The organism is Kibdelosporangium philippinense (assembly GCF_021390435.2).
Taxonomy (GTDB): Bacteria; Actinomycetota; Actinomycetes; order Mycobacteriales; family Pseudonocardiaceae; genus Kibdelosporangium; species Kibdelosporangium philippinense.
Genome location: NZ_JAJVCN010000003.1, coordinates 1036070 through 1059942, shown reverse-complemented (window position 1 = coordinate 1059942; position 23873 = coordinate 1036070). Strand labels below are relative to the sequence as shown.

Below are 23873 nucleotides of genomic sequence, written 5' to 3'. Positions count from 1 at the left end.
GGAAGTTGGCGGCAGTGACTGATCCTTGGGGTATTTCCGGTCCGCTCTTCCTCTGGCTTTATGCCGGTGGCGTTCTCGCCGCCTTCGTCATGGGCCTTCTGCTGCGCAAGGTGATGTGGCCGCGTGAACGTCCAACCGGACCGGTCACAGTGGAGGAAGTTGCCTTCCTGCGCGGTGGTCCGTTCCGCGTTGTCGACGTCGCCATCGCGCAGCTCCTGCAAACCGGCGCGTTGCGCGTGGAGCGATCCGGGACCTTGCACGCGACGGGCAGGCCGCCCCGGACTTCGCTGGAACAAGCCGTTTTGCATTCGCTGCGGCGCGGCCGAGGCAAAGCCAGCCTGGTGAAATTGTTGCTGCGCAGGCATTCCTCGATCGTTGCGATCCGCCGGTCGCTGGTGAACCGTGGATTGATCCGGTCGGACACGTTCGGCCAGATCCTCGTGATGAACCTGCCGATCCTGCTGGTCTTCGGGGTCGGGATCGCCCGTCTGGTGAACGGGATCCGCTTGTCACGTCCGGTGGACCTGCTCTGGGCGGCCCTGATCCTGACCTTCGCCTTGCTGATCGGCCGCTTGTTCAAGGCCGGGAAGTCCAAGGAGACCACGCAAGGCCGTGAGTTCCGCCGGGCACTGCGCAGCCACGGGCCGGATGCGCACATCCGGATGCCAGTCGTCGCGTTGACGGGTGTCGCGGGAATCGTCGCACTTGGCGGGCTGGCAGCGTTCCCCGATGCGACGGTCTCGATGGCGCTCGCTTCGACCGACCCGATGCGATGGAGTGGCGGAGGTTCCTATTCAGGGTCGAGCGACTCGTCGTCCTCGTCCTCGTCTTCGTCGTGTTCGTCCAGCGGCAGCAGTTGTTCCAGCGGCAGCAGTTGTTCTGGGGGCAGTAGCTGTGGTGGCGGGAGCAGCTGCGGCGGCTAAGTCGTGGCCTTCTCGCGTTCGGCCGCTTCTTCTTCGGCGACCATTTCCGCCACCGACCTCTTCTTCGGACGTTCCGTGCTCAACGTCCCGCCCGGAAGCAGCTCACGCCACGTGAAGTACAGCCAGCCGAGGATCGCCATCGCGCCGAACGCGATCCACTGCAGGGCGTACGAGAAATACGGCCCGGCGTCGAGCTCAGGCAGGGGGAGCGGGCCGAGCACGCCCGGCGACTTGATCTCCAGCTGCAGGTACCCGGGCTCGATCCGCAGGCCTGTGGACCGCGCGACCGTCTGCGAACTGACAGCCCAAGCTTGGCGTTTGCCGGATTCGTCCACGAACGCGTCCCGGTTGTCCGGGTCACGCTCATCGCCGCGCTGCCGTGCCAAGATCTGGACCTGCCCGGTTGGCGGGTCCGCATAAGGCGGGATCTTCGACTGCACCGGCCGCAGGAAACCCCGGTCGACCAGGACAGTCCGGCCGTCGGTGAGCCGGAACGGGACCATCACCTCGAACGCGGGCTCACCTTGAACGGTCCGCAGCCGCGCGATGATCTCGTGCTGCTGGAGGAATTCGCCGGTCGCCGTGACCAGGCGCCACTCTGTCACGCCCGGCTGCCAGGGCTGCGGCTCGGCCTTGCGGGACGCCGTGATCTCGTCGTTCTGGACCTTGCGTGCCTCGTGCCGGTGGAACTGCCACGGCGCGAGCAGGGTGAAGCACGCCGCGGCGAAAATGATCACCAGCGCCGTCAGCCCGAGCCACCCCGGTTGCAGCAGATTCCGCAGTCGCACCACCCCACCGTAACGACCCGGGACCAAAGTCCTCGCACCTGACCCTTGATCGCGGCCATGATGGGCGAATGGGGATCAATCGGATCAATCCGCCAGAGTTGCATCAGACGCCCGGCTACCACCACATCACCGTCGCCGAAACCGGCCGAACCGCATATCTCGCAGGTCAGTGCCCGCTCAATGCCGAAGGCGAGGTCGTGCAAGGCGGCCTCGACGCCCAGATCGACGCCGTCGCAGCCAACGTTCTGACAGCGTTGTCAGCAGTCGACGCCAAGCCCAGCGATATCGTCCGCTCGGTCATCTACGTGGTCAGCGACGACCAGGAGGTGCTCACCAAAGCCTGGAACCGGCTGAACGAGTCCGGCATCGCTGAGGCCTTCACCACAGCGAGCACCCTGCTCGGCGTGGCCCAACTCGGCTTCCCTGGCCAGCTGATCGAGCTGGACCTCACCGCAGCGCTGCCCTAGCTGCCGACAGCGCCTGGCTGGCGTAACCACCGCCGAACAGCACGACGTGCACAAGCAGCGGAAACAGCTGGTGCAACGGGACACGAGCCTGCCAGCCGTCGGCCAGCGGGTACACCTCCTGATACGCACCAAGCACCCGGTCCAGCATCGGGCAGCCGAACAGTTGCAGCATCGCGAGATCGGTCTCGCGGTGCCCGCCGTGCGCGGCGGGGTCGATCAGCCAGGCGCGACCGTCCGTCGCCCAATGCACGTTGCCCGACCACAAATCGCCATGCAGCCGAGCGGGCGGTTCGTCTGGGACATCGTGCAGCCGGGCATACACCGCCTCGAACGGGGCCCAAGGCAGGTTGCTGCGCCGCAGATAAGGCTCGATACGTTGGGTCGCGAAGAACTCGGCCCACGAAGTCACCGGCTTGTTGTACATCGGCGCAAGCCCGATCCACGCGTCCGCTGGTCCGTCGGGTGGCGGCGAGCCGAAGGCCGGGGCGCCCGCGAGATGCAACGAAGCCAAGCCGCGCCCGAAAGCCTCGGCATCCGCAGGCTGCCCAGGCTCGATCTGCTCGATCACCAGCCAGTGGTCGTTGTGCCCACGCACCGCGGGCACCGGCACCACGCCGGGTTCGGCGATCCAGTCAAGGGACTTGGCCTCGGCGAGCACGGCCGAGATTTGGCTGTGCCGTTTGGCCACGACCAGGTCTCCATCGGCAAGGTCGACCTCGTACACCGAGCCGCTCAGCCGGTGCGCTGACACCGCCTCGACCCCGGTGAGCTCGGTGACCGCGGTCAACGCCGCCTCGGTCAAAGGTTCTCCTTGACCCACTCGATCAGCCCTGGCGTTGCCGCTTCGATCATCGCCAGCACGATCTGGAACCCGTCGTTTCCGCCGTAGTACGGGTCGGGAACGTCCAGATCACCGGTTGCCGCCGGGTCGAAGGACCGGAACAGCCGGATCTTGTCCGGATCGTCGACGAGCCTGCGCAGTTCGCGGGCGTGCCCGGCGTCCATCGCCAGCAGCAGGTCGGCGCTCAGGTGCTCGGTGCCGACCTGTGCCGCGACGTGCGAGGTGGGGTAGCCGTGGTCGAGCAGGATTTTCTGCGCCCTGCTGTCCGCCGCGTCACCGACGTGCCAGCTGCCGGTGCCCGCGCTGGTGACCGTGACATTGTCTTCGAGGCCTTCGCGCCGCAGGTGCTCACGCACGACGATCGCGGCCATCGGGGACCGGCAGATGTTGCCGGTGCAGATGAAACTCAGGTGCACGACGAGCAACCCTATCGGGGTCATTAATATTGCGGCGATGACCAGCGAAGATCTCCGCCATCACGGCGACAAGGACACGGCGCCTGGCATGTTGGACTTCGCGGTCAACGTGTGGCTGCCGGCTCCGCCGCGCTGGTTGCGTGATCGGCTGGCCGCGGCGCTCGACCGGTTGGCGGCCTATCCGTCAGACGCTGATGATCTTGCTGCCCGAACCGCGGTCGCTGAGCGGCACGGCCGTACGCCCGACGAAGTCATGGTGCTCAACGGGTCAGCCGAGGGGTTCGCGCTGTTGCCGAACCTGCGGCCGGCGCTGGCCGCGGTCGTGCATCCGTCGTTCACTGAACCCGAAGCCGCCTTGCGGGACGGCGGGATCCCGATCCACCGGGTGCTGCTCGACGGCGACTACGTCCTGCGGCCCGAGCTCGTGCCGGACGAGGCCGACATGGTCGTGATCGGCAACCCGACGAACCCGACATCGGTCACGCATCCGGCCGAGTTGATCCGGCAACTGGCCAGGCCGGGGCGGTTGATCGTGGTCGACGAGGCCTTCATGGACGCCATCCCCGGCGAGCCGGAGTCCCTCGCCGGCGACCCGGATGTGCTGGTGTTCCGCAGCCTCACCAAGACCTGGGCATTGGCCGGGCTGCGTGCGGGTTACGTTCTCGGCAAACCGGAAACGCTGGCGAGGCTGGCCGTTGACCGTCCACAGTGGCCGGTGGGAACGCTCGTATTCGAAGCTGTCGCGGCATGTTGTACGCCAGGCTCCGTCGCCGAGGCTGAAGAGACGGCACGCGCGGTGATCGAGTACCGGGCGGAGTTCGTTGGCGCGCTGCGGGAAGCCGGGATCGAGGTCGTCGCCGAGCCGACCGCGCCTTTCGTGCTCGTCCGCGTGCCGGACGGCCTGAAGTTGCGAGAAATGTTGCGGGACAAGAACATTGCTGTCCGTCGGGGTGAGACGTTCCCCGGCCTGTCGACCCAGTACATCAGGCTCGCGGTCCGTCCGCCCGCACAGACGGCGCGGTTGCTGCAAGCCTGGCCTTTGGAGGTTCGTGCGTGACCACAGTTGGCCGAGTCGTTGCCGCGCTTGAGGCCGCGTACCCGCCTGAACTGGCTGAATCGTGGGATGCGATCGGCCTGGTCTGCGGCGATCCGGTCGACGATGTCCGGCGCGTGCTGTTCTGCGTCGACTCAACCGAGTCCACTGTGGACGAGGCGATGGCGCTCGGCGCCGAGATGATCGTGGCGCATCACCCGTTGCTGCTACGCGGTGTGCACGGCGTACCGGCGAACACGCCGAAGGGCAGCCTCGTGCACAAGCTGATCCGCGCCGGGATCGCCTTGTACTGCGCCCACACCAATGCGGACTCCGCGTCTCCCGGTGTTTCCGACGCGCTCGCCGAAGCAATCGGGCTGACCGTGCTCGCGCCGCTGAGCCCGAAGGAGCCGCCGCTCGGCCTCGGCCGCATCGGCGAACTGCCGGAACCTGAGCCGCTGGAGACGTTCGTCCAGCGCGTCGCCGACGCGTTGCCGGAGACCGCTTGGGGCGTACGCGCGGCAGGTGACCCGAAGCGTCCGATTAGGACTGTCGCGGTCTGTGGCGGGTCCGGTGACTCGCTGCTCGCGCAGGCCGCGGCCGCTGGCGTGGACGCGTACGTCACCGCCGACCTGCGGCACCATGTGAGCGGTGAACACATCGACTCGGCGCTGGACGCACCGGCGCTCGTCGACGTCTCGCACTGGGCCAGCGAGTGGCCGTGGTGCGACCAGGCGGCGGGCGTCGTGCGTGCCGCCTTCGGGGGTAACGTCGAGACTCACACATCGATCCGCCGCACCGATCCCTGGACCCTCCGGGCGGCCAAGACGGGGAGGACCGCACGTTGAAAGCCGATCCAGCCGTGCAGCGGCGACTGTTGGACCTCGCCGAGGTCGACGGCGAGCTTGCCCGCCTCGAGCACCGCAGGCGCACGCTGCCGGAGATCGCCGAGATCACCGAGGCCGAGAAGACCGCACGGGCCAAGCGGGACGCGCAGGTCGCGGTGGCCACCCAGCTCGATGACCTCGACCGGGAGGTCAAACGGCAGGAGAAGGAGATCGACCAGGTCCGCGCCAGGGTCGAGCGGGACGACAAGCTGCTGCAGTCCGGCACGGTCGCGGCCAAGCAGATGACCGACCTCGAGCACGAGATCGACACCCTGCACCGCAGGCAGGCGGCGCTGGAAGACGACTTGCTCGAGCTGATGGAGCGGCGCGAGGCGCTGGAGATGGACGGCCAGCACGCCGAAGCCGAGCTCGCCAAAGCCGAGGCCGCGGTGAGCGACGCGAGCGCCCGTCGAGACGAGGCGATGGCCGACATCGAGAGCCAGGAAGCCAAGGCCAACGCGACCCGCAAGGCCATGCTGCCCGCGTTCCCTGAGCCGTTGCTGGCGCTGTACAACCGGGTCCGTGAGCACAAAGGCACCGGTGCGGCGCTGCTGCGGTCACGGCGCTGCGGCGCGTGCCGCCTTGAGCTGGACCGCGTGGTGATTTCGCAGATCAAGGCCGCGCCAGCGGACGAGGTCGTGCGCTGTGAGGAGTGCGGCGCGATCCTGATCCGTACGGCGGAGTCTGGCCTGTGAAGGTTGTTGTCGAGGCCGATGGCGGGTCCAGGGGCAACCCCGGTCCCGCCGGGTATGGCGCGGTGGTCCGTGATGCCTCGAATGGCGAGTTGTTGGCAGAACGGTCCGAGGGAATCGGTGTTGCCACCAACAACGTCGCCGAGTACGGCGGGCTGATCGCGGGTCTGCAAGCGGCCGCGTCGCTGGCGGCCGACGAGGTCGAGGTCCGGATGGACTCCAAACTCGTGGTCGAGCAGATGTCCGGCCGCTGGAAGATCAAGCACCCGGCGCTGCAACCGTTGGCAGCGCAGGCACGTGAGCTGGTCGGCAAATTCTCCCGGGTGACGTTCGAGTGGATTCCCCGTGAGCGCAACAAAGAAGCCGACCGGCTCGCCAACGAGGCGATGGATGCCCAAGCCGCACACACATCCACACCGGCCAAGTGGACCGGCGCGCAGGGAACGCCGACGCGGATCCTCCTGCTGCGGCACGGGCAAACGCCGCTTTCGGTTGAGCGCAGGTATTCCGGGCGCGGTGAGGCTCCGCTGACGCCACTGGGGGAGAAGCAAGCGCTTGGTGCGGCAACCAGGCTTGCGTCAATGAGCATTGTGGACTCGTCGACGCCGATCATTTCCTCGCCACTGGGCCGGGCAAAGCAGACCGCGCAGGCCGTCGCCGACGCGACCGGTGGCACTGTGACTGTCCACAATGGTCTGACAGAGACGGATTTCGGGACATGGGAAGGGTTGACGTTCGCCGAAGCGGCCGAGCGTGATCCCGAACTGCACGGCCGGTGGATTCAGGACTCGTCAGTCCAGGCACCTAGCGGCGAGAGTTTCGACGAGGTCCATCGCCGGGTCCGTAAGGTCCGCGACTCACTGGTCGAGCAACACGGTGGCGAGACGGTGATCGTGGTCAGTCACGTCACGCCGATCAAATCGTTGCTACGTCTGGGTTTGGACGCCGGACCGTCCTTGCTGTTCCGGCTGCACCTTGACTTGGCATCCCTGTCGATTGTGGAGTTTTACCCCGACGGGAACGCGTCCGTGCGTCTGGTCAACGATATCTCGCATTACCAAGGTTTGTCGTGAGTGGTTAGCAGGGTTAGAACGCTGCTAACCACTCACGAGGGTTGACCTGGGCATATCCGTCTGGGCGGACCAGGATCGGTTCGGCCACCGGGGTCTCGGGTTTGACCGTCGTGACGAAGTCCGGGGTGTCATGGGGTTCGTTCGAGATGAGCACGAAATGCCCGCCCCGCAAGGCCTCGAACAGCCTGCCGGTTTCCAGCTCGATGTCCGGTGCGCGTTTCGTTGCGCCGTAGTGGAAGTCGATGGCGGAGATCTGGCCAGCGGCCTTCCTGCTGATTTTGGCTTTGCCGAGCAGGAAACCGCAGATCAGATTGCGGACCCGCTGACCGATTCGGGACCGGACCATCGCGAGCCGGATGATGGTGCCGCTGCTGCGAAGCACGGCCTTGCCGACTGGATGGCGCTCTTCCTGATATGTGTCAAGGAGTTCGCCATCCGCCTGACCATTGAGGACAGCGGCGAGCTTCCAGCCGAGGTTCGCGGCGTCCTGAATGCCCGTGTTCATGCCCTGGCCGCCCGCGGGTGAGTGGCAGTGTGCCGCGTCGCCAGCGAGGAATACGCGACCCTTCCGGTACGTGGGCACTTGCCGTTCGTCACTGTGGAATCGGGACATCCACCGCGGGTCGTGCATGCCCATGTCGGTGCCGAGCGCCCGCTTGGTGACGTTCCGGATCTCGTCGAAGTCCAGTGGCGCCTTGTCATTGACCTGATTGTCCCGGTCCCAGGCGAAAACCCGGTACCAGCCGTCGCCAAAGGGTGCGACGAACGCGAACCCGTCGCCGACGGCGTTGACGGTGACGGCCTCCGGTGTCGGCGTGTCCAGCCGGACATCCGCCAACATGATCGACTTCAGCACGGACTTCCCAGGAAATGGCAGGCCGACGAGGTCGCGAACCTTGCTGTGGACACCATCGGTGCCGACGACGTACTTGGCCTCCCACGTCGTGCTGGTGGTCTTGACGCTCACCGTGTCCGGGTGTTGCAGGAGGTCGACGACCTCCTCGCCGTACTGGATCTTGACGCCGAGCCGTTCGGCACGGTCCCGCAGGAGTTTCTCGACCTCGTACTGCGGGGTGACCAGCAGATAGTTGAACTTGGTCGGCAACGTGCTCAGATCGATCCGCGCCCTGGCGAACAGCCGCACGCTGCTCACCTTCTGGCCAGGCAGCTTGTCGGCTAGCCCGCGGATGTCGAGCTGTTCCATGGTCCGCGCGTGCACGCCGAAAGCCCGTGTCGTGTTCGCCTCGGTCGAGGGCCGCCGCTCCAGAATGGTGACTTCGATGCCTGCCTGCGCGAGGTCGCCGGCGAGCATCAAACCTGTTGGACCTGCACCAACGATGATGACGTCCATCTCTCCTCCTTTTGTCAACGCTTGTTGAATTCGACGGTAACCCCGACGCGGAGTGCATGTCAACAAGTGTTGGCCTACACTTGTTGACATGGCCCGGAGATCCGACGCGACCAGGGAGGCGATCCTCAAAGCCGCCCGCGAACGCTTCGCCGCAGACGGCTACGAACGCGCGACCATCCGCGCGATAGCGGCGGACGCGGGCATCGACCCAGCGATGGTCATGCGCTACTACGGCAACAAAGAAAAACTCTTCGCCACAGCAGCCGAGTTCGACCTACGCATCCCAGACCTGACGGCAATCCCACGCACCGAGATCGGCGCGACCCTCGCCCGTCACGTCCTGGCCCGCTGGCAAGACGAAGAAACAATGATGGCCCTGCTCAGAGCAGGCGTAACCAACCCAGCCGCCGCCGAACGCATGCGCTCCATCTGCGCCACCCAACTAGGCACAGCGTTCGCCGCCATCAACCTCGACAACATCCCAACCCGAGCAGGCCTGGTCGCATCCCAGGTCCTGGGCTTCGCCCTGTGCCGCTACATCCTGGAATTCCCGCCAGTAATGGCAATGGACACGGAAGCAGTAGTGACCTGGCTAGGCCCAACCCTCCAGCGCTACCTAACGGAATAGCGCCAGCATTGCCAGCCCAAGCGCAAGGTGCCCATAGCCAGAAAGGTTCGCTGGTCAACGCCCCGAGAGCCGCACAAAGTCCGCTAAGTGCAAGCTGCCCATCGCCGGAAACGTTTGCTGGTCCAAGCCCAACGTGCCCAGCGCTGGGTCAGCAGGAGCACGCACCGTGGGGGTCTGGGGGGCTCGGCCCCCAGAAGAAACAGGCGTCCGCCCGAACGACGCTGGGACAATCGCACAGCGCGGATCGGGCGGATGAGTCGGCGTGTAAGCCGGATTCTGTACCTGGAGAAACTCCAGGTGGCGGCCATCCATCTTGGCCTGCCGTCGCCGGCAGGCTCGTGCGGCCTACCCGCAGGCTCGGGCGGGCCGCCCTCGATCGCCTGCGCAGGCGCCGTGAGGCGCCCTCTTGGCCTTGCTCCGGGTGGGGTTTACCTAGCCACCCCGGTCACCCGGGGTGCTGGTGGTCTCTTACACCACCGTTTCACCCTTACCTCGGCCTGTGGCCAAGGCGGTCTGCTTTCTGTGGCACTGTCCCGCGAGTCACCTCGGGTTGCCGCTAGCAACCACCCTGCCCTGTGGAGTCCGGACTTTCCTCGACTCGTCTCGCGACGGGCCGCGGTCGCCCTGCCAACTCATCCGCGTACAAAGCGTATCTCACGGTACGGAACTGGTTGCCCGTGCATTGGCAACCGGGATTTACTCGGCGGCGTCAGTCGGTCACCGATCGGGAGCGACGATGTCCACAAGTGACAATGCGGGATGTGATCGGCCATGGCCACGATCCTGATCGTGTCGGGCAGCCCTTCGCCGGAAGCGCCGACCGCGATACTGCTCGGGCACGTCTCCGATGTGCTGAAAAGCCTTGGCCACGAAGTGCATCAGCTGTCCGTACGCGACTTGCCAACGGTCGCATTGCTCAGCGCCGACCTGCTCGACCCCGCGATCCGTAACGCGATGGACCTGGTCGACCGTGCGGACGGAGTAGTCGTCGCCAGCCCGGTTTACCGCGCCGCGTACAGCGGATTGGTGCAGTCGTTGCTGAATCTGCTCCGCACAACGGCCTTGGCCGGAAAAGTGGTGTTACCGCTGGCAAACGGTGGTACGCAAGGGCATCTGGTCGCGATCGACTACGCGTTGCGGCCGTTGCTGACCGCCCGTGGGGCGACCGATGTCGTGCCTGGGCACTTTGTCCTTGATGCGGACGTGTCGACGCCGTCGCCCGAACTGGACGCAGCCATCAGGCGTTTCGCCGGTGCGTTGGCCGAAAACCCTGGCTTGGCTACTGCCTCATAAGGTTCACGAAGGCAGCGAGCGACTCTTCGAACGGGGCCGCGTCGGCGTACCACTTGGTCTCGTGTTCGAGCACGATCGGACCGGTGAAACCCTTGGCAGCGGCCAAGGTTTCCTTGATCGGCACGGTACCGGTGCCTGGAACCATGGGCCTGCGGTCGGTTGCCGAAGCCGCGTCCTTCAACTGAAGCTCGCGCAGCCAGGGCAGCAGTGCTTCGGCGGCTTCGGCGGGTGTTTCGCCTGCGCGCCAGGTGTGCATGGCGTCCCAGATCGCGCCGACGCCGCTCGCGCCGGATTCAGCGAGGACGGCTGCGATTTCTTTGCCTCGCAACAAAAGGTCGTGTGTCTCGACGAGCAGTGTGATGCCTTCGGCGATCTCGACTGCCTTGGCGAGCCGCTCGGCGGCCAGTTCCACGGAAGTCCCCGGTGATCGGCCTGGGAAGATGCGGATCGCCGGTGCCCGCAGGTCATGCGCGAGTTCGACGTGATCGGCAAGGATCGAAACGTCGTCATCGCAAAGCCGGTAGTACGACGCCAGCGCCGTGATCTCCAGGCCGTCGAGGGCGACGAGGGCCGCGTCCTTTTCGGCCTTGGACAGGCCGACGTGCACCGGTTCGTCGGCGGCGCACCGCAACTCAACCAACCCGATGCCGTACTTGCGGGCCAACCGGGCAACGTCGGCCAACGGCAGGCCAGGGCATCCGAGCGTTGAGAAACCAAGCATGCCGCTTACCTTACGGCCGCGACCTGCTCGCCGTATTCATGCGCCCACTGGCCCATGGCCTCGATCGGTCCGAGCAGGGTCCTGCCAAGCTCGGTGAGCTCGTATCCGCGCGTGACCAGGCCGTACTCCTCGAGTCGGCGGAGGGTCTCGGTGAGGACTTTGGCGCTGATGCCGCCGATTTGCGTGCGGAGCTCGCCGTGTCGGCGCGGGCCGTCCTTCAGGGCCCAGATCACCACGGCGTTCCAGGTGTTGGCCACGATGTCGAAAGCGAGGCGAGCCGGACAGTCGGCAAGGAACATGCACTCATGTTACAGTGCCCGCTTATATAAGTAGCTAGTACTGGAGCTGGCATGGCTGGGCAGAAGATCACCACGTTCCTGATGTTCGAGGGCAAGGCAGAGGAAGCGATGACCTTCTACCTCTCGCTCTTCGACAACGCCGAGGTCATGTCGATCAGCCGGTACGGTCCCGAAGGCCCGGGCGCGGAGGGCAGCGTGGTGCAGGCCGTCTTCGCCCTCGCCGGACAGCAGTACATGTGCATCGACAGCGCGGTTTCGCACGCGTTCACGTTCACGCCGTCGATGTCGCTGTTCGTCGACTGTGCGGATGAGGCCGAGATCGATCGCCTCTATGCCGCTTTGTCCGAGGGTGGGCGGGCGCTGATGGAACTCGGCGACCACGGGTTCAGCAAGAAGTTCGGCTGGGTGAGCGACCGTTTCGGGGTGTCATGGCAGCTGAACTTGGCGGCCTAGGTATGGACGAAGCTGCCCTGCTCGCGCTGTGGCGGGAGTGGAGCGCGCCTGCGTTCCAAGCACGCACGCCGCCAGGTCCCATCGCGTCGCCAACCCGACAAATCCCGCCACCAGGGGATCCCTTGTTTTTACGGTAGCGCAGGGGGCTGACATTTTCGGGTGCCTGTTCTGGCCGTCCGCACCCATGTTGCTAGGAACCGGTTGGTAACCAACGGGTTCCTAGGGTCGGATGTATGCGAATCGGAATTCTTGGCGCTGGCGACATGGCGCAAGGGCTTGGCGCGCACTGGGTCAAGGCCGGGCACGAGGTCAAGCTCAGCCATCGGGACGAATCCGCCGAAGCCGCGGCCTTCGGTGACGTGATCCTGGTGGCCGTTCCGGCCGAAGCCGTGCCTGAAGTCCTTGGCGCCACAGACCTCGCCGGCAAAGTCCTGATCGACTGCACGAACGCGATCATTCCGGGCGAATGGACCGTGCGGACCTCCATGGCCCGGCGAGTCGCCGAACTGGCACCGGAAGCCAAGGTCGTCAAGGCCTTCAACCTCTGCCACGAGTCGGTGTGGAAACGCCAATACCCACACAAGCTCGTCCCCATCTGCGGAGACGACCCTTCGGCCATAAACCTGGTAAAACGCCTGGTCGCTGATATCGGCTGCACCCCAGCCGAAGCCGGACCGCTGAGCCGGGCCGAGGTGCTGGAGGCGGCTGCTGCCTTCGTGATCGGACTGTCTGTTGCTGGCTTCGATCCGCGAGCGGCCGTTGACATGTGACCTTTTGGTCACATATGGTCCCCAGGGTGACCGAGGATGACGACCGGGTGTTCAAGGCGCTGGCTGACCGCAGCCGTCGTTTCCTGCTTGACCTGCTGTTTCACCGGGATGGCAGGACGCTGACCGAACTCGAGTCCGAGCTGGAGATGACCCGGTTCGGCGTGATGAAGCACCTCAAGGTGCTCGAGGAAGCCGGTCTCGTGGTCACGCACAAGCAGGGACGGGAGAAGCTCCACTTCCTCAATGCCGTCCCGATCCGGCTGATCCATGACCGGTGGATCGACAAGTACACGTTGCAGCAGGTCGCCGCGCTCGCCGACCTCAAGGCCGAATTGGAGAGACCGCTCATGACCACCAAGACCGTGCAGATGAACCGCGTCTACATCAAGGCGAGCGCGCAGGCGATCTGGGACGCCATCACCAAGCCGGAGTGGACCGTCAAGTACGGCTACCAGGCCCCGGTCGAGTACGACCTCCGGGTCGGCGGCGCGTATCGCGGCCTGGCAAGCGATGCCATGAAGGAACACGGTGGGCCGGACGTCATCGTCGACGGGGAAATCCTGGAAGTCGATCCACCCCACAGGCTTGTGCAGACGTGGCGCGCCATCTGGATAGGGGAGCCAGCGACCACGTTGACCTACGAGATCGTCGAGAAAGGCAACGGCGTCTGCTGCCTGACCGTCACTCACGACGTCACGGGTGCGCCGCAGACCGCCGCGCAGGTCGCGGGCAACATCGATGGCGCGGGCGGCGGCTGGGCCGAGGTGCTCAGCGACCTCAAGTCGTTGCTGGAGACCGGGAAATCGGTGTACGCGTGATGAAGCGCTTAGCCATCGCCGTCATCGCGGGCCTGGTCGCGCTAGCCGCGCCCGCAGTGGCGGCGCCGCCCCAAAGCATTGGCAACGCGAAGTTCCGCGTCGAGGTTCCGTCCAACTGGAACGGCACGCTGCTGCTCTACAGCCACGGGTACTACCCGGTTGGCATTGCTCCAGATGAGACGCTGCTGGCCAATCGGCTCTATGACACGCCCGAATGGTTGTTGCGCAATGGTTTCGCGTTAGCCGCGTCCGATTTCGAAGGACTTCATGGCTTGGCGATCGAGCCTGCCGTCAGGGATCAGATCGCCCTGCTGGACTGGTTCGAGGCCAACGTTGGCAAGCCGCGCCGCACGATCGCGACCGGCACGTCGATGGGCGGCGGCATCGCCGCGCAGCTCGCCGAACGCAATCCCGGCCGGTTCCAGGGTGTGCTGGCGATGTGTGGTGAATACGACCCGCAGAGCACGTGGAACACCGCGCTTGACGTCACGTTCACGGTGAAGACCCTGCTGGCCGAAGGTCAGGACATCGACCTGGTGAAGGCCAGGAACCCGGCTGCCAGCAGTGAGGCGTTGCAGCAGGCAGTGCTCGGCGCGCAGGACGACAAGGGGCGCGCGAGGATCGCGTTGGCCGCGGCCATCGGCAACATTCCGGGCTGGTACAACCCGCATGAGCCGGAGCCGACCGACAAGATCGCCGACCAGGCGAAGTGGATCTACGGTGCCTATGTCTGGGGAATGGGACCGGCGGGTGGCCGGGAGGATCTGGAACGCCGTGCTGGCGGCAATCCTTCGTTCAACGTCGGTGTCGACTACCGTCGTCTGCTCGGCAAGTCCTACCTGCGCAACGAGGTCGAGAAGGCCTATCGGGCCGCTGGTCTCAACCTCGACGAGGACTTGGACAAACTGGCAAAGGCGCCAAGGATCGCGCCGGATCCCCAAGCGGTGGCGTACATGTACCGCTACACCGTCGCCAGTGGACGGATGCCGGTTCCTATCGTGACACTGCACAGCACGCGTGACGGTGGCGCAGTCTCGGATCAGGTTCGTTGGTACGCAGACGAAATCGACCGTCCTGATCGGATCAAGCAGCTGTACGTCGCCCGTGGCGGCCACTGTGGATTCAGCGCCGCTGAGGAGCTGACGGCACTGAAAACATTGCTGCACAAGATCGACAGGGGACACTGGCCGGACACCAGCCCGGCGAAGCTCAACATCGAAGCGGGCGAGTACGGCAGCGCCTACCAGAACGTGCTTTTCCTGGACACCTTTGGTGACAAGGAAATGGCGCCTGCGTTCACCAGATTCACGCCACCGAAACCCCTGAGGCCGTCACATTAGGCGTGACTGCCCACAGTGACCGGAGCATATGTGACAGTCGGCGTGGCACCGATGATCTCGGCAACGCGCTGGGCTTGCGAGTCAAGCTCAGCGCGTTGCTTTTTCGTCAGCTTCACCAAGGTTTCGACCGTGATGTCGACCCGGCGCCCGGATTTGCGTTGGTGCCACAGCCCAGCGACCGTTCCGTTGACGATCAGGTTCTGGAAGTTGCCCGACATCACCCGATCTTTGGCTTTACCGGGATAGAGCAGCGGATGGTTGCCAACGCGATACGAGTACACGTCGAAATACGGCAGCAACCGCACGCATTCCACCACCTCCGGCACCGCGGTATCGCCAGGCAGCACCCAGGCGGAAGAACCTTCGACCGTCACCTCTTCCAGGTCGATCGACGAAAACACCTCGGTCGCCCATTTGATCGGCGCGCTCAGCCAGTGCGTGAACCTCTGCGGTGTCGACGGTCCGTACGAACGAAGGTAACTCCGCACAACGTGCTCAAGGGATTGCGCCGCAGGAGCCGGGGTAACGCCTGGATTGGTGTACGTAACCTTGCGGCCTTTGTTGGCGCCAAAGCAAAGTACGCCACGGACAGCCGCCAGGTGAGTCACCGTGCGCCAGCGCGGCCAATAGTCCTGGAACGCGGGCATCACGCGGTCCGCGGCCCACGGTCCAGCCAGATCGACGAGTGCTGACGTGAGCTCGTCGATGGTCAACTCCTTGCCCGCAAGCGCCGTACCGATTGCCGCGAACACTGTTTCGGTTTGCTCGTCGGTCATTCGCACGTGCTCTTCCCACGGGTTCGGGCCGGGTGGAATCGCGGCGAACGCGCCAAGCCACATCGGCAACTCCGCGGCGGGCAACAGGTGAACAGTGCCGCGCTGCCCGAACGTTTTCACCAGACCTTGCGCCTGCTGTACGTCTGCCCGCGTCGCTTCTTTCAGCCGCAGGGCGATGCCCAGTTCGGCGGCCGATTGGACCTGTGCGTGGGTGCCGGCCATCGCGCTGACCACGTCCACCGGTTGGGCGTCCAGTGGGGCGCTGAGGCCGTGCTGGGTTAGGCGGCGGGCGCAGACGTCGGTCCAGGAGAAGCGGTGCATGGGAAACACCGTAGGAGCTATTCAGGCCAGATTCTGTCCGCTTGTGGGTTGATCTTGGCCGAAACGATCACCGTACGTGAGAAGTTCGTCCGGATCCGAACCGGTATTCATCGGCGGTATAATCGAACACATGTTCGATACATCGACGATCATGCATGAACGATTACGAAGACGTCTCACGCAGTGGTCAAATTTCACCTGATCGAGGCGCTGACCTCGGGTTCAGTCCTTTCTGGACACCGGTGACCTGCGTCGGTGTGTGACCGCTGGCTGGGCCGATCGGGGGATTGCCGGTCGGCTAGACTCTGACGAGCCCGGGACTTGCCACACCAACGGTGAGCATCGGTCGGTCGGGCGGGTGAACTCCGCAGGATGTTGGGCGAATTGGGTGGTCATTGCATACGGACGCCTCCCGCCACCCCATCATGGGGGGTGGTCATACACATGCCACGACCACCCCGGCAGGAGGCCGACCTGAATCTACGGTGCGTTCGCTGCCCACTACACCTCGTTAAGCCGACATGTTCTACTCGATAGGCACAGCGGGACCCCGTTCCGCTTCGCTCGTCGTATTTGGGAGTTCGAGATGATGACGGCCCTGATCACCCTCGCTCAAGACAAGGGTCTGGGCACAGGTGGGGTCCGCGAATGGATCCTCAACAACCTGGTGCCGTTGCTGCTGCTCGTGGTCGCCATCCTGCTGTTGTGGCTCGGCGGCGGAAAGGGCGACAACGCCGGCGTCATGCGCAGGCTCGGCGGTGTTGTCATCGCGCTGGCGATCATCGGACTGGCCGTGACCACCAGCGCCGGTCAGGACATCGGCGAATGGATCGCCAGTCTGTTCCGGGCCTGATCGCGTGCGGGTTCGTACAGACGACGAGGTATACCGCGTCGACGCGGTGTGGCTCGGGCCGCCGAAGGCGACATTCCCTTGGCGCGCCCGGTATGTGGCATGGGGTGTCGGCGTTGTCGTCTTCCTCGTCACGATGACCGTAGAGCGATGGATAGGTGTCGGTTTCGGCTTCTTCAGCACCGCGTGGGCATTGGTCATCACGGTGCTGATCACCCGATTCATCTGTTCCCGAATCAGCCACGAGCGACCTCTCGGCTCCGTTCTCACGATGTGGAGTCGTGAACTGACTGCTCCGCGCGAAACGAGCGCGGGAGAGGGTGGCGCGGTGAGCGCCACACGAGTAAGGGTGAACGCCCAACGGCCGCGGCCGAAAGTAAAGAAGCGTGGCCGCGCGAAAGAACAGAGGCGGGAGGTCAGCGGTGTTCGCACGCCGACGCAAGCCCGGGCCTGACCGGGCCGAGCGGGGTCAGGCGAGCCAGCCACACCCGTTCGACCCACCAGCGCTCCGGTACCAACAGCAGCAGCCGTATCAGCGCCAGGAGCAGCGAGCGCTGCCGCCTGCGCCCGGCTACGAGCCGCCACAGCCACGCCACAGGCACAGGGCAGCCAGCGGACAGGGCAACAACTTCATGCCCCCGCCGCCCGCGACCAAGGCCGGGCGTAAGGCGCAGCAGAAGGCCGCTGCCAAGCGCAACAAGCGGCTGCCAGGCGAACAGGGCATCCCGCAGTACACGCCGGAGATCCTGGCGCGCAGCATCGACGGACATCTGCTGCGTACCGGCACGGACGTGTACGCCTGGTACCGCCTCGCGCCACAGCGCTGGTCGTTCCGTAGTGATTCGCAACGCCAGGACCTGATCGCGGCGATCGCGGGCCAGTACGCCGAGCTGCACGGCCGGTGGATGCACCTGCGGGTGACCGCGCGGCCGTATCCGATCCGGATGTGGGCCGAAGCGCACGTGCACAACGCTGTCGGCCGTCTGCCGGATGTGCCCGGCGCGCTGTCGTTCGACGATTACCTCGTTGGCGAGCAGCAGCAGCTGATGGGCCGCTCGATGGCCGAGAAAGAGGTCTATCTCGGCGTCCAAGTTCAGACGCGCAACATGGTTGACAGGGCGGTCGAACGGGCCGCCCCATTGCTGCGCAAGATCTTCCCCGACGCGGTGGACGCGGAACTGGTCGCGCTGGACAGCGAGGTCGAGCACCTCGACCAGGTGATGAGCTCGGCCGGCCTTGAAGGCCGCCCGACCACGGCCGAGGAGATGTCCTGGCTGATGCACCGGTCGTGCTCGCTCGGCCTGCCAGCGCCGCGCAACATGCCCGCTGTGCCGGGTGCCGCGTGGGAGCCGGAAGACCTGGCCAGCTTCACCGACGCGGCTGACTTCCACCAGGATCCGTACTCGCCGACTGTGACCGTTCGCGGTCGCACGGGATCAAACGCAGGCGTGACAAGGCATGTGGCGGTGTTGACCGTCGGCTTGATGCACGGCCTGCAGATTCCGGAGATCGACGATCCATGGGTGCAGCGCGCGGATCGCTTGCCCGCGAACGTCGAATGGTCCGCGCGGATCTACGTGCGACGGCCGGAAGAAGTGCAGGGCGAACTGGCCCGGCAGATGAACAAGGTCCGCTCGCAGGTCAAGCACTACACCGACGAGCACGGCCTCGAACCGCCACAGTCGTTGGCACGTCAGGCATCCCGCGTTCTCGAGATCGACGACGAGATGACCACCGGGTTCACCGCGCTGGCCACTCGCGTCCGATCCTGGTGGCGCCTAGCGGTTTCCGGCCCGACCGAGCGCGACGCGCTGCGGCTGGCCCAGCAGCTGCTTGACTTGTACAAGCCGAAGATCGCGATCGAGCACCCCGAATCGCAGTACGCCATGGCGCGCGAGTTCATCCCTGGTGAACCGCTCGCGTCCGCGGCCTATCTGCGGCGTGGATCGGTGATGTGGGCGGCCTCCGCCGTGCCGACCGCGACAGCGGAAGTCGGTGACCGGCGCGGGATTCTGCTCGGCGAGACCTGTACGGCGACGCGGCGCCCGGTCGCGTGGGACCCGTGGATGGCGCAGGAATTGCGTGACTCCTCAGGTCTGACCGCGATGGTCGCCGGTCTCGGTGGCGGTAAGTCGTTCCTCGGCGGCGGAGTCGTCTACAAGACGCTGCGTTCCGGTGCCTATTGGACGATCCTCGACCCGTCAGGCCCGCTGGCCAGGCTGTGTGAATTGCCGGAGCTACGGCCATTCGCGCGCCCGATCAACCTGCTCAACGCGCAACCGGGCATCTTGAACCCGTACCGCGTGGTCGCCGAGCCGATGATCGAGCATTTCATGGACGAGGACGATCCCGAACGCGCCTGGCGTCGGGAGAAAGCCCTCGCCGCGGCAACCCGTCGGCGCCTTGTGCTCGACGTGCTCACCGGGTTGTTGCCGTACGAGGTCGCACGCTTGCCACAGACCAGGATCGTGCTGTTGCGCGCGGTCCGGACGGTCGGCGGCCGGTTCGACGCCCACCCGGGCATGGTGTTCGAGGCGTTGCGGCGCGACGCGAGCGAGCACCACGAGCACGCGGTTGTGGTCGCGGACTTCCTTGACGAGATGCGTGAGCGCATGTCGTTGCTGATCCCGGAAGATGACGCGGATCCGTACAACGAGACGCGTGACGACAGGTTGACCGTGCTCACGATGGCCGGTCTGACTCTGCCGAAGGATGGCGTGGGGCGTGAGCACTGGACCGATGCCGAGTCGCTCGGTGTCGAGTTGCTCAACCTCGCCGCATGGCTCACGCAGCGCTCGATTTACGAGCGGCCCAAGGACTTGCGTAAGGGCGTCTGGATCGACGAGGCGTTCTTCCTGTCCGAGGTGCCGACCGGTCGCGTGCTGATGAACAGGTTCGCCCGTGACTCGCGTAAGTGGAACGTGCGTGTCCTGCTGTCCAGCCAGATCCCCGCCGACTTCCTGCGAATCCAAGGCTTTGTTTCACTGCTGGACTCTGTCTTCGTGGGCAGGCTGGATGACGACGCCGCGCAGGCGGACGCGCTGCGACTGTTGAAGGTGCCGATCGGAGCTGGCTACGAGCAGGTCATCGCCAGCCTCGGACGTCGCCCCGCGCAGCGTACGGAGACGGAGAAGGACCGCGCCCCGCGTCAGTTCATCTTCGCGGACGGCGCGGGTGGTGTTGAGCGCATCCGTGCGGACTTCTCCGGACCGCACATGGATCACTTCCGTACCGCCATGGACACGACGCCGGACGCGCTGCGCGACCCGGCTCGTGCCGGGGAAGCGGCGCAGCAACACGCGCCGGAGCCCGAACCCGCACCGCCGACTCAGTACGCCGACGCGGACGAGGAGTTCGAACTGGAAGCGGACTTCGAACTGGGATTGACCGAAGAACCGGTGGAGCAGCCGGTCGGAGGTGGGGCGCCGAAGAAGCCCGGGCAGGAAGACGCCGCATGATGACATTGGTCGTGGTGGTGGTCGGCGTCGCGCTGTTTTTCGCAGCGCGACGCCGACACAGACACGCCTGGCCGCTTCGCAAACGTGGGCGGCGTAACGCTTTTCTGACCGTCGCCACGATCATCGGGCTCCAGCTCGTCGTTTTCGCCCCGTCTGCCGTCGCACAGGACTGCGACAACGCCCCGAACCCCGGCCGCCCAACGGCAGGCATGGTCGCGGCGCTCGACGCGCCCCGCCCGTCACACGGCACACCGGGCTCGATCTACGGCCAGTACGCCTACGCAGGCCAGGTTTGGCACGTCTACGACGAAAGTTGTGGCGCGCTCGGCAAAGCCATCACCGACCCGGACGCCACGATCGGCAACTGGATGGGAAACCAGTTGTTCGACGTGGGCAAGAACTTCGTCGCGGCGACCAACGGCGTGCACTACGCGCTGGCGTACGACGAACTGATGGGTCCGCTCGACAACGCCATCGACGGCGCCACGAAACTGTTCTACGACAACATTTACGTGAAGTGGTTCGGCCTGGCCGCGGTCATCCTCGCGGTTCTGCTGTTCCGCTACATCTGGCGCGGCGACCTGGCAACGGTGTCGCGGCGCGGGTTGTGGGCGCTGGCCGCGATGTGGGTTGCCACGTCGTTCATCATCGTCGGACCGCTGTACAAGGAAGTGGAAGAACGCTTCCTTGCCAAGACAACGCAGATCCAGGCGGGCTTCCTGGCTGACAACGCGCCGGAGACCGACCTGCACGCGCTGCCGGAAGCGTTGCACGCCAAGGTCGTCTACCAGAACTGGCTGCGTGGCGAGTTCGGCAGCGAGGACGCGCCGGAAGCCAAGAAGTTCGGCCAGGAACTGCTGGCCGCGCAGGCGTGGACCAAGTTCGACTCGACCGACACGGTCGACCAGGCCGCCCTTGAGGCGAAAAAGGCCAAGTACAAGGAGATCGCCGCCCAGCTCGGGCCGACGAAGGGCTACTTCACCGGCACCGACGGCAGCCGGACCGGCGCCGGTTTCCTCGCGCTGTTCCAGGGCATCGTGTACTCGCTGTTCCAGCTGTTCGCCAAGCTCGGGATCCTGCTCGCGCAGGTGCTGCTGCGGATCTTCCTGCTGGCCACGCCGTTGATCGGTCTGATCGCGATCCTGTACCACGACCTGCTGCGCAAGGTCGCCCGCGCGGCCGCCGCGGTCGTGCTGAACGTGCTGGTCCTCGCGGCGCTTGCCGGAATGCATGTCCTGCTGCTGAACGCGATCTTCAACGCCGGTGAGAACCTGCCGACGATCGCGATGATGGCTTTGGCCGGGTTGATCACAGTGATCTTCTTCGTGATAGGCAGACCTGTGCGCCGAATGTGGCAAATGGTCGAGCTTTCGGTCGGCGCGGTCGGCGGAGCCATGCCTTCCGCAGGGCCAGGTTTGTTCAGCCGGTTCCGTCGCAAGGGCGCCGAGCGCACGCCGCAGGACGAGTTCTGGGACAACGTCCGCGAAGGCGACCACGACGACGAGCCTGTGGTCCGGCGCGACGGTCGCCGTCCCCGCCCGGAGGCAACGAACCCTGTTGCCGCGAGCGCGGAACGGATGGACCGCAACACTCCGCGCGCGGGCGGTGGCCGTACCGAGATCGGTTCTTCGGCAACGGCCGTGCTCGGCTCCGGCGGCGGTTTACCACCGGGACGTACGCCCGTGGGCGCTTTGCCGCCTGCACAAGGAAGCAGCCGGATCGTCGACACAGCACCGGTCACGGATCGCGGTTGGGACCGTGGCGAGGACGCTGTCGTTGTGCCTTCGCGCGTAATCGCGCCACGACAACGTGACGACGTCACCGTCTATGACCCCGGCCCGGTGGTCTCGCCGAGACCAGCGGAGACCGAAATGGTCGCGGGACGGCCGGTACACGTGATCTACCGGCCATCGCGTGGGTTGGAAGTGGACAACCCCGCACCACCGCGACGGCCGCTACCCATGCGGGACGGCCCGCGCGAGACCGATGCATACATAAGGTGAGAGGAGGCGCCCGATGCCCATCCGGACCAACCGTGGCCGCGTAGCGGTTTACCGAAAGCTTTGGGGATGGCCGCTTCGTTCTCCCAAGCACCTCGCCGCGTTGATCGTGTTCCTGCTCGCGATCGTGCTGTTCGTGGCGTACATCCTGCCCAGGATCATCGGCGGCGACCAGCCAGCGCAGAACAGCGCGGCGAGCGCGTCGGCAACCCCAGGCGCCACAAGCGTGACGCCAACTCCGACGCAAGGTCTGCCAGGCGTCATCCCGCCTGCCGCGCAAGGTGGCGGCAGCGCGCCTTCGCAGTCGCTGACCGAGACCCGGCAACCCATTTCGGAGAACAAGACCCCGGCAAAAGCGGAGAAGGCGGCGCTGGACACCGCGATGCTGTGGGCAGAAGGCTTCGTCAACCACCCGGACAACGTCAAGCCGGAGGACTGGCTGAACGCGTTGAAGCCGTACACAACAGATGAGTACTTCGGCGCGGTGCTGACCAAAGTCGACCCGAAGTCCGTGCCGCAGACCAAGATCCGCGGCGGCCCCGCGGCCACCGCCGACTCGTACACCAGTTCCGTGACCATCGACATCCCCACGGACGCCAAGACACTCCGACTCACCCTGGTCAAGACGGACGCGGGCTGGCGCGTCAACGAGCACACCGAGGTGGACTGACCATGAAGCTGGCGGTGTTCCTGAGCATCGCCGCGGTGCTGGTGATCGCGGCCATCCTGACCGCCGGAGCCGTCACATCCGTCGTGTCGACGCAGCAGAACGCTCAGAACATCGCGCTGGCCAGCTGCAACGCCGCGATCGGGCCGATAACCGCGTCCGGCCCGCAAGGACAGATAGACGCGAGCAAGCTCAACGAGGAACAACGCGGCACGGTCTCGTTGATCATCGGGATCGGCAAGGAACGCAAGCTGCCGCCGCTGGCGTGGCAGGTCGCGATCCAGGCCGGAATGACCGAGTCCGGCCTGCGCAACCTGAACTACGGCGACCGAGACTCGCTGGGCATCTTCCAGATGCGCCCATCCATGGGCTGGGGAACCGAAGCCCAGGTCACGAACCCGACGTACGCCGTGCACAAGTTCTACGACGTACTCGAGAAGGTCCCGAACTGGAAAGAACAGCGGCCCGGCGAATCCGCGCAGGACGTCGAACGGTCGGCCTTTCCTGACCGGTACCACAAATGGGAACCCATGGCCGCGCACCTGATCGGCGCGGCAGGCCAGGTCCAGGACCCGACCGGCTGTGGCGAAGGCACCGGCGACCTGCTGCCCGCCGCGTCCGGCAAAGCGGCGACCGCGATCCAGTTCGCGCTGGCCCAGCAAGGCAAGCCGTACCTGTGGGGCGCCGCGCTCACCCGTCAGGACGCGTACGACTGCTCAAGCCTGATGAACCAGGCCTACCGGACGGCCGGAATCATCCTTCCGAGGGTTTCCCGCGACCAATATCGGGCGGGCGCACACCTGCCCGTCGAGCAGGCGCAACCCGGTGACCTGGTGTTCTGGGCGTGGGACACGGGCAACCCGGTCACGATTCACCACGTGGCGATGTACCTGGGAGATGGGAAAATCGTCGAGGCCCAGCAAACCGGTGTGCCCGTGCACATCCGGCCAATGAGCTTCACCGAGCGTGGGCTGATGCGCCAAGCCGTGCGGCCGGGAGTGTGAGGAG

Annotated in this window: 25 protein-coding genes and 1 other RNA gene; 18 read left to right on the top strand and 8 right to left on the bottom strand. The window is 65.6% G+C overall.

Annotation, left to right across the window (positions count from 1 at the left end):
- Positions 1-14: 14 nt before the first annotated feature.
- On the top strand, positions 15-923 hold the full coding sequence (locus tag LWC34_RS36880) for a TIGR04222 domain-containing membrane protein (RefSeq protein ID WP_233729861.1): 909 nt from the start codon (positions 15-17) through the stop codon (positions 921-923).
- Here the strand turns inward: LWC34_RS36880 and LWC34_RS36875 are convergent.
- Complete coding sequence (locus LWC34_RS36875) at positions 920-1711, bottom strand: SURF1 family cytochrome oxidase biogenesis protein (RefSeq protein WP_233729860.1); 792 nt, start codon at positions 1709-1711, stop codon at positions 920-922. The genes LWC34_RS36880 and LWC34_RS36875 overlap by 4 nt on opposite strands.
- Positions 1712-1779: 68 nt before the next feature.
- On the opposite strand from LWC34_RS36875, the gene LWC34_RS36870 reads away from it, so the two are divergent.
- Positions 1780-2178, top strand: coding sequence for a RidA family protein (locus LWC34_RS36870; RefSeq protein WP_233729859.1), 399 nt, complete (start codon positions 1780-1782; stop codon positions 2176-2178).
- Here the strand turns inward: LWC34_RS36870 and LWC34_RS36865 are convergent.
- Together LWC34_RS36865 and LWC34_RS36860 are read right to left on the bottom strand one after the other, a co-directional pair.
- The gene (locus tag LWC34_RS36865; protein ID WP_372496698.1) at positions 2159-2980 is read right to left on the bottom strand and encodes a fructosamine kinase family protein; all 822 of its coding nucleotides are present in this window, start codon (positions 2978-2980) and stop codon (positions 2159-2161) included. The genes LWC34_RS36870 and LWC34_RS36865 overlap by 20 nt on opposite strands.
- The gene (locus LWC34_RS36860) at positions 2977-3435 is read right to left on the bottom strand and encodes a low molecular weight protein-tyrosine-phosphatase (protein ID WP_308200189.1); all 459 of its coding nucleotides are present in this window, start codon (positions 3433-3435) and stop codon (positions 2977-2979) included. Before LWC34_RS36860 ends, LWC34_RS36865 begins: the two co-directional genes overlap by 4 nt.
- 37 nt (positions 3436-3472) lie before the next feature.
- Between LWC34_RS36860 and cobC the strand changes: the two genes are divergently transcribed.
- Genes cobC through LWC34_RS36840 form a run of 4 tightly spaced genes read left to right on the top strand, consistent with a single transcriptional unit; the run spans position 3473 to position 7120 of the window.
- On the top strand, positions 3473-4492 hold the full coding sequence (gene cobC, locus LWC34_RS36855) for an Rv2231c family histidinol phosphate aminotransferase CobC (RefSeq protein ID WP_233729857.1): 1020 nt from the start codon (positions 3473-3475) through the stop codon (positions 4490-4492).
- Entirely contained in the window at positions 4489-5316 is an 828-nt protein-coding gene (locus LWC34_RS36850; protein ID WP_233729856.1) for a Nif3-like dinuclear metal center hexameric protein, read from the top strand. The genes cobC and LWC34_RS36850 overlap by 4 nt, the downstream gene beginning before the upstream one ends.
- Positions 5313-6050 carry a zinc ribbon domain-containing protein gene (locus LWC34_RS36845; protein WP_233729855.1) on the top strand — a complete coding sequence of 246 codons (738 nt, stop codon included), beginning with the start codon at positions 5313-5315 and terminating at the stop codon, positions 6048-6050. The genes LWC34_RS36850 and LWC34_RS36845 overlap by 4 nt, the downstream gene beginning before the upstream one ends.
- A complete protein-coding gene (locus tag LWC34_RS36840; protein ID WP_233729854.1) occupies positions 6047-7120 on the top strand; it encodes a bifunctional RNase H/acid phosphatase in 1074 nt (357 codons plus the stop codon). The genes LWC34_RS36845 and LWC34_RS36840 overlap by 4 nt, the downstream gene beginning before the upstream one ends.
- Before the next feature lie 13 nt (positions 7121-7133).
- Here LWC34_RS36840 and LWC34_RS36835 read toward each other — a convergent pair whose 3' ends face one another.
- Positions 7134-8471, bottom strand: a complete 1338-nt coding sequence (locus LWC34_RS36835; protein ID WP_233729853.1) for an FAD-dependent oxidoreductase — start codon at positions 8469-8471, stop codon at positions 7134-7136.
- 88 nt (positions 8472-8559) lie between these two features.
- Between LWC34_RS36835 and LWC34_RS36830 the strand changes: the two genes are divergently transcribed.
- Positions 8560-9099: a TetR/AcrR family transcriptional regulator gene (locus LWC34_RS36830; RefSeq protein WP_233729852.1), complete on the top strand. Its 540-nt coding sequence runs from the start codon at positions 8560-8562 to the stop codon at positions 9097-9099.
- 249 nt (positions 9100-9348) lie between these two features.
- On the opposite strand, the gene rnpB is transcribed toward LWC34_RS36830, so the two are convergent.
- Positions 9349-9734: RNase P RNA component class A (gene rnpB / locus LWC34_RS36825), an RNA gene on the bottom strand.
- A 136-nt stretch (positions 9735-9870) separates the two neighbouring features.
- On the opposite strand from rnpB, the gene ssuE reads away from it, so the two are divergent.
- Complete coding sequence (ssuE, locus tag LWC34_RS36820; protein WP_233729851.1) at positions 9871-10392, top strand: NADPH-dependent FMN reductase; 522 nt, start codon at positions 9871-9873, stop codon at positions 10390-10392.
- On the opposite strand, the gene LWC34_RS36815 is transcribed toward ssuE, so the two are convergent.
- Together LWC34_RS36815 and LWC34_RS36810 are read right to left on the bottom strand one after the other, a co-directional pair.
- Entirely contained in the window at positions 10379-11113 is a 735-nt protein-coding gene (locus LWC34_RS36815) for a sugar phosphate isomerase/epimerase family protein (protein ID WP_233729850.1), read from the bottom strand. The two genes, ssuE and LWC34_RS36815, sit on opposite strands and share 14 nt — an antisense overlap.
- Positions 11114-11118: 5 nt before the next feature.
- Complete coding sequence (locus LWC34_RS36810; RefSeq protein WP_233729849.1) at positions 11119-11412, bottom strand: winged helix-turn-helix transcriptional regulator; 294 nt, start codon at positions 11410-11412, stop codon at positions 11119-11121.
- 51 nt (positions 11413-11463) lie between these two features.
- Between LWC34_RS36810 and LWC34_RS36805 the strand changes: the two genes are divergently transcribed.
- From LWC34_RS36805 to LWC34_RS36790, 4 genes are all read left to right on the top strand, one after another.
- Positions 11464-11865, top strand: coding sequence for a VOC family protein (locus LWC34_RS36805; RefSeq protein WP_233729848.1), 402 nt, complete (start codon positions 11464-11466; stop codon positions 11863-11865).
- Between the two features lie 233 nt (positions 11866-12098).
- Positions 12099-12635: an NADPH-dependent F420 reductase gene (locus LWC34_RS36800; RefSeq protein ID WP_233729847.1), complete on the top strand. Its 537-nt coding sequence runs from the start codon at positions 12099-12101 to the stop codon at positions 12633-12635.
- A 26-nt stretch (positions 12636-12661) separates the two neighbouring features.
- Positions 12662-13453 (top strand): ArsR/SmtB family transcription factor, encoded by a 792-nt coding sequence (locus tag LWC34_RS36795; RefSeq protein WP_233729846.1) that lies wholly within the window; start codon positions 12662-12664, stop codon positions 13451-13453.
- Positions 13453-14793 carry an alpha/beta hydrolase family protein gene (locus LWC34_RS36790; RefSeq protein ID WP_233729845.1) on the top strand — a complete coding sequence of 447 codons (1341 nt, stop codon included), beginning with the start codon at positions 13453-13455 and terminating at the stop codon, positions 14791-14793. Before LWC34_RS36795 ends, LWC34_RS36790 begins: the two co-directional genes overlap by 1 nt.
- Here LWC34_RS36790 and LWC34_RS36785 read toward each other — a convergent pair.
- Positions 14790-15890, bottom strand: coding sequence for a winged helix DNA-binding domain-containing protein (locus tag LWC34_RS36785; RefSeq protein WP_233729844.1), 1101 nt, complete (start codon positions 15888-15890; stop codon positions 14790-14792). The two genes, LWC34_RS36790 and LWC34_RS36785, sit on opposite strands and share 4 nt — an antisense overlap.
- 589 nt (positions 15891-16479) lie before the next feature.
- Here LWC34_RS36785 and LWC34_RS36780 point away from each other — a divergent pair.
- The 6 genes from LWC34_RS36780 to LWC34_RS36755 all read left to right on the top strand — a co-directional run bounded on the left by LWC34_RS36780 (position 16480) and on the right by LWC34_RS36755 (position 23869).
- Positions 16480-16743 carry a hypothetical protein gene (locus tag LWC34_RS36780; RefSeq protein ID WP_233730956.1) on the top strand — a complete coding sequence of 88 codons (264 nt, stop codon included), beginning with the start codon at positions 16480-16482 and terminating at the stop codon, positions 16741-16743.
- Positions 16744-16747: 4 nt separating this feature from the next.
- Positions 16748-17194 (top strand): hypothetical protein, encoded by a 447-nt coding sequence (locus LWC34_RS36775; protein ID WP_233729843.1) that lies wholly within the window; start codon positions 16748-16750, stop codon positions 17192-17194.
- A gap of 178 nt (positions 17195-17372) precedes the next feature.
- Complete coding sequence (locus tag LWC34_RS36770; protein WP_233730955.1) at positions 17373-20198, top strand: ATP-binding protein; 2826 nt, start codon at positions 17373-17375, stop codon at positions 20196-20198.
- Entirely contained in the window at positions 20195-22201 is a 2007-nt protein-coding gene (locus tag LWC34_RS36765) for a hypothetical protein (protein ID WP_233729842.1), read from the top strand. Before LWC34_RS36770 ends, LWC34_RS36765 begins: the two co-directional genes overlap by 4 nt.
- A gap of 13 nt (positions 22202-22214) precedes the next feature.
- Positions 22215-22868: a hypothetical protein gene (locus LWC34_RS36760; protein ID WP_233729841.1), complete on the top strand. Its 654-nt coding sequence runs from the start codon at positions 22215-22217 to the stop codon at positions 22866-22868.
- 2 nt (positions 22869-22870) lie between these two features.
- Positions 22871-23869, top strand: coding sequence for a C40 family peptidase (locus LWC34_RS36755; RefSeq protein ID WP_233729840.1), 999 nt, complete (start codon positions 22871-22873; stop codon positions 23867-23869).
- The last annotated feature ends 4 nt before the right edge of the window (positions 23870-23873 follow it).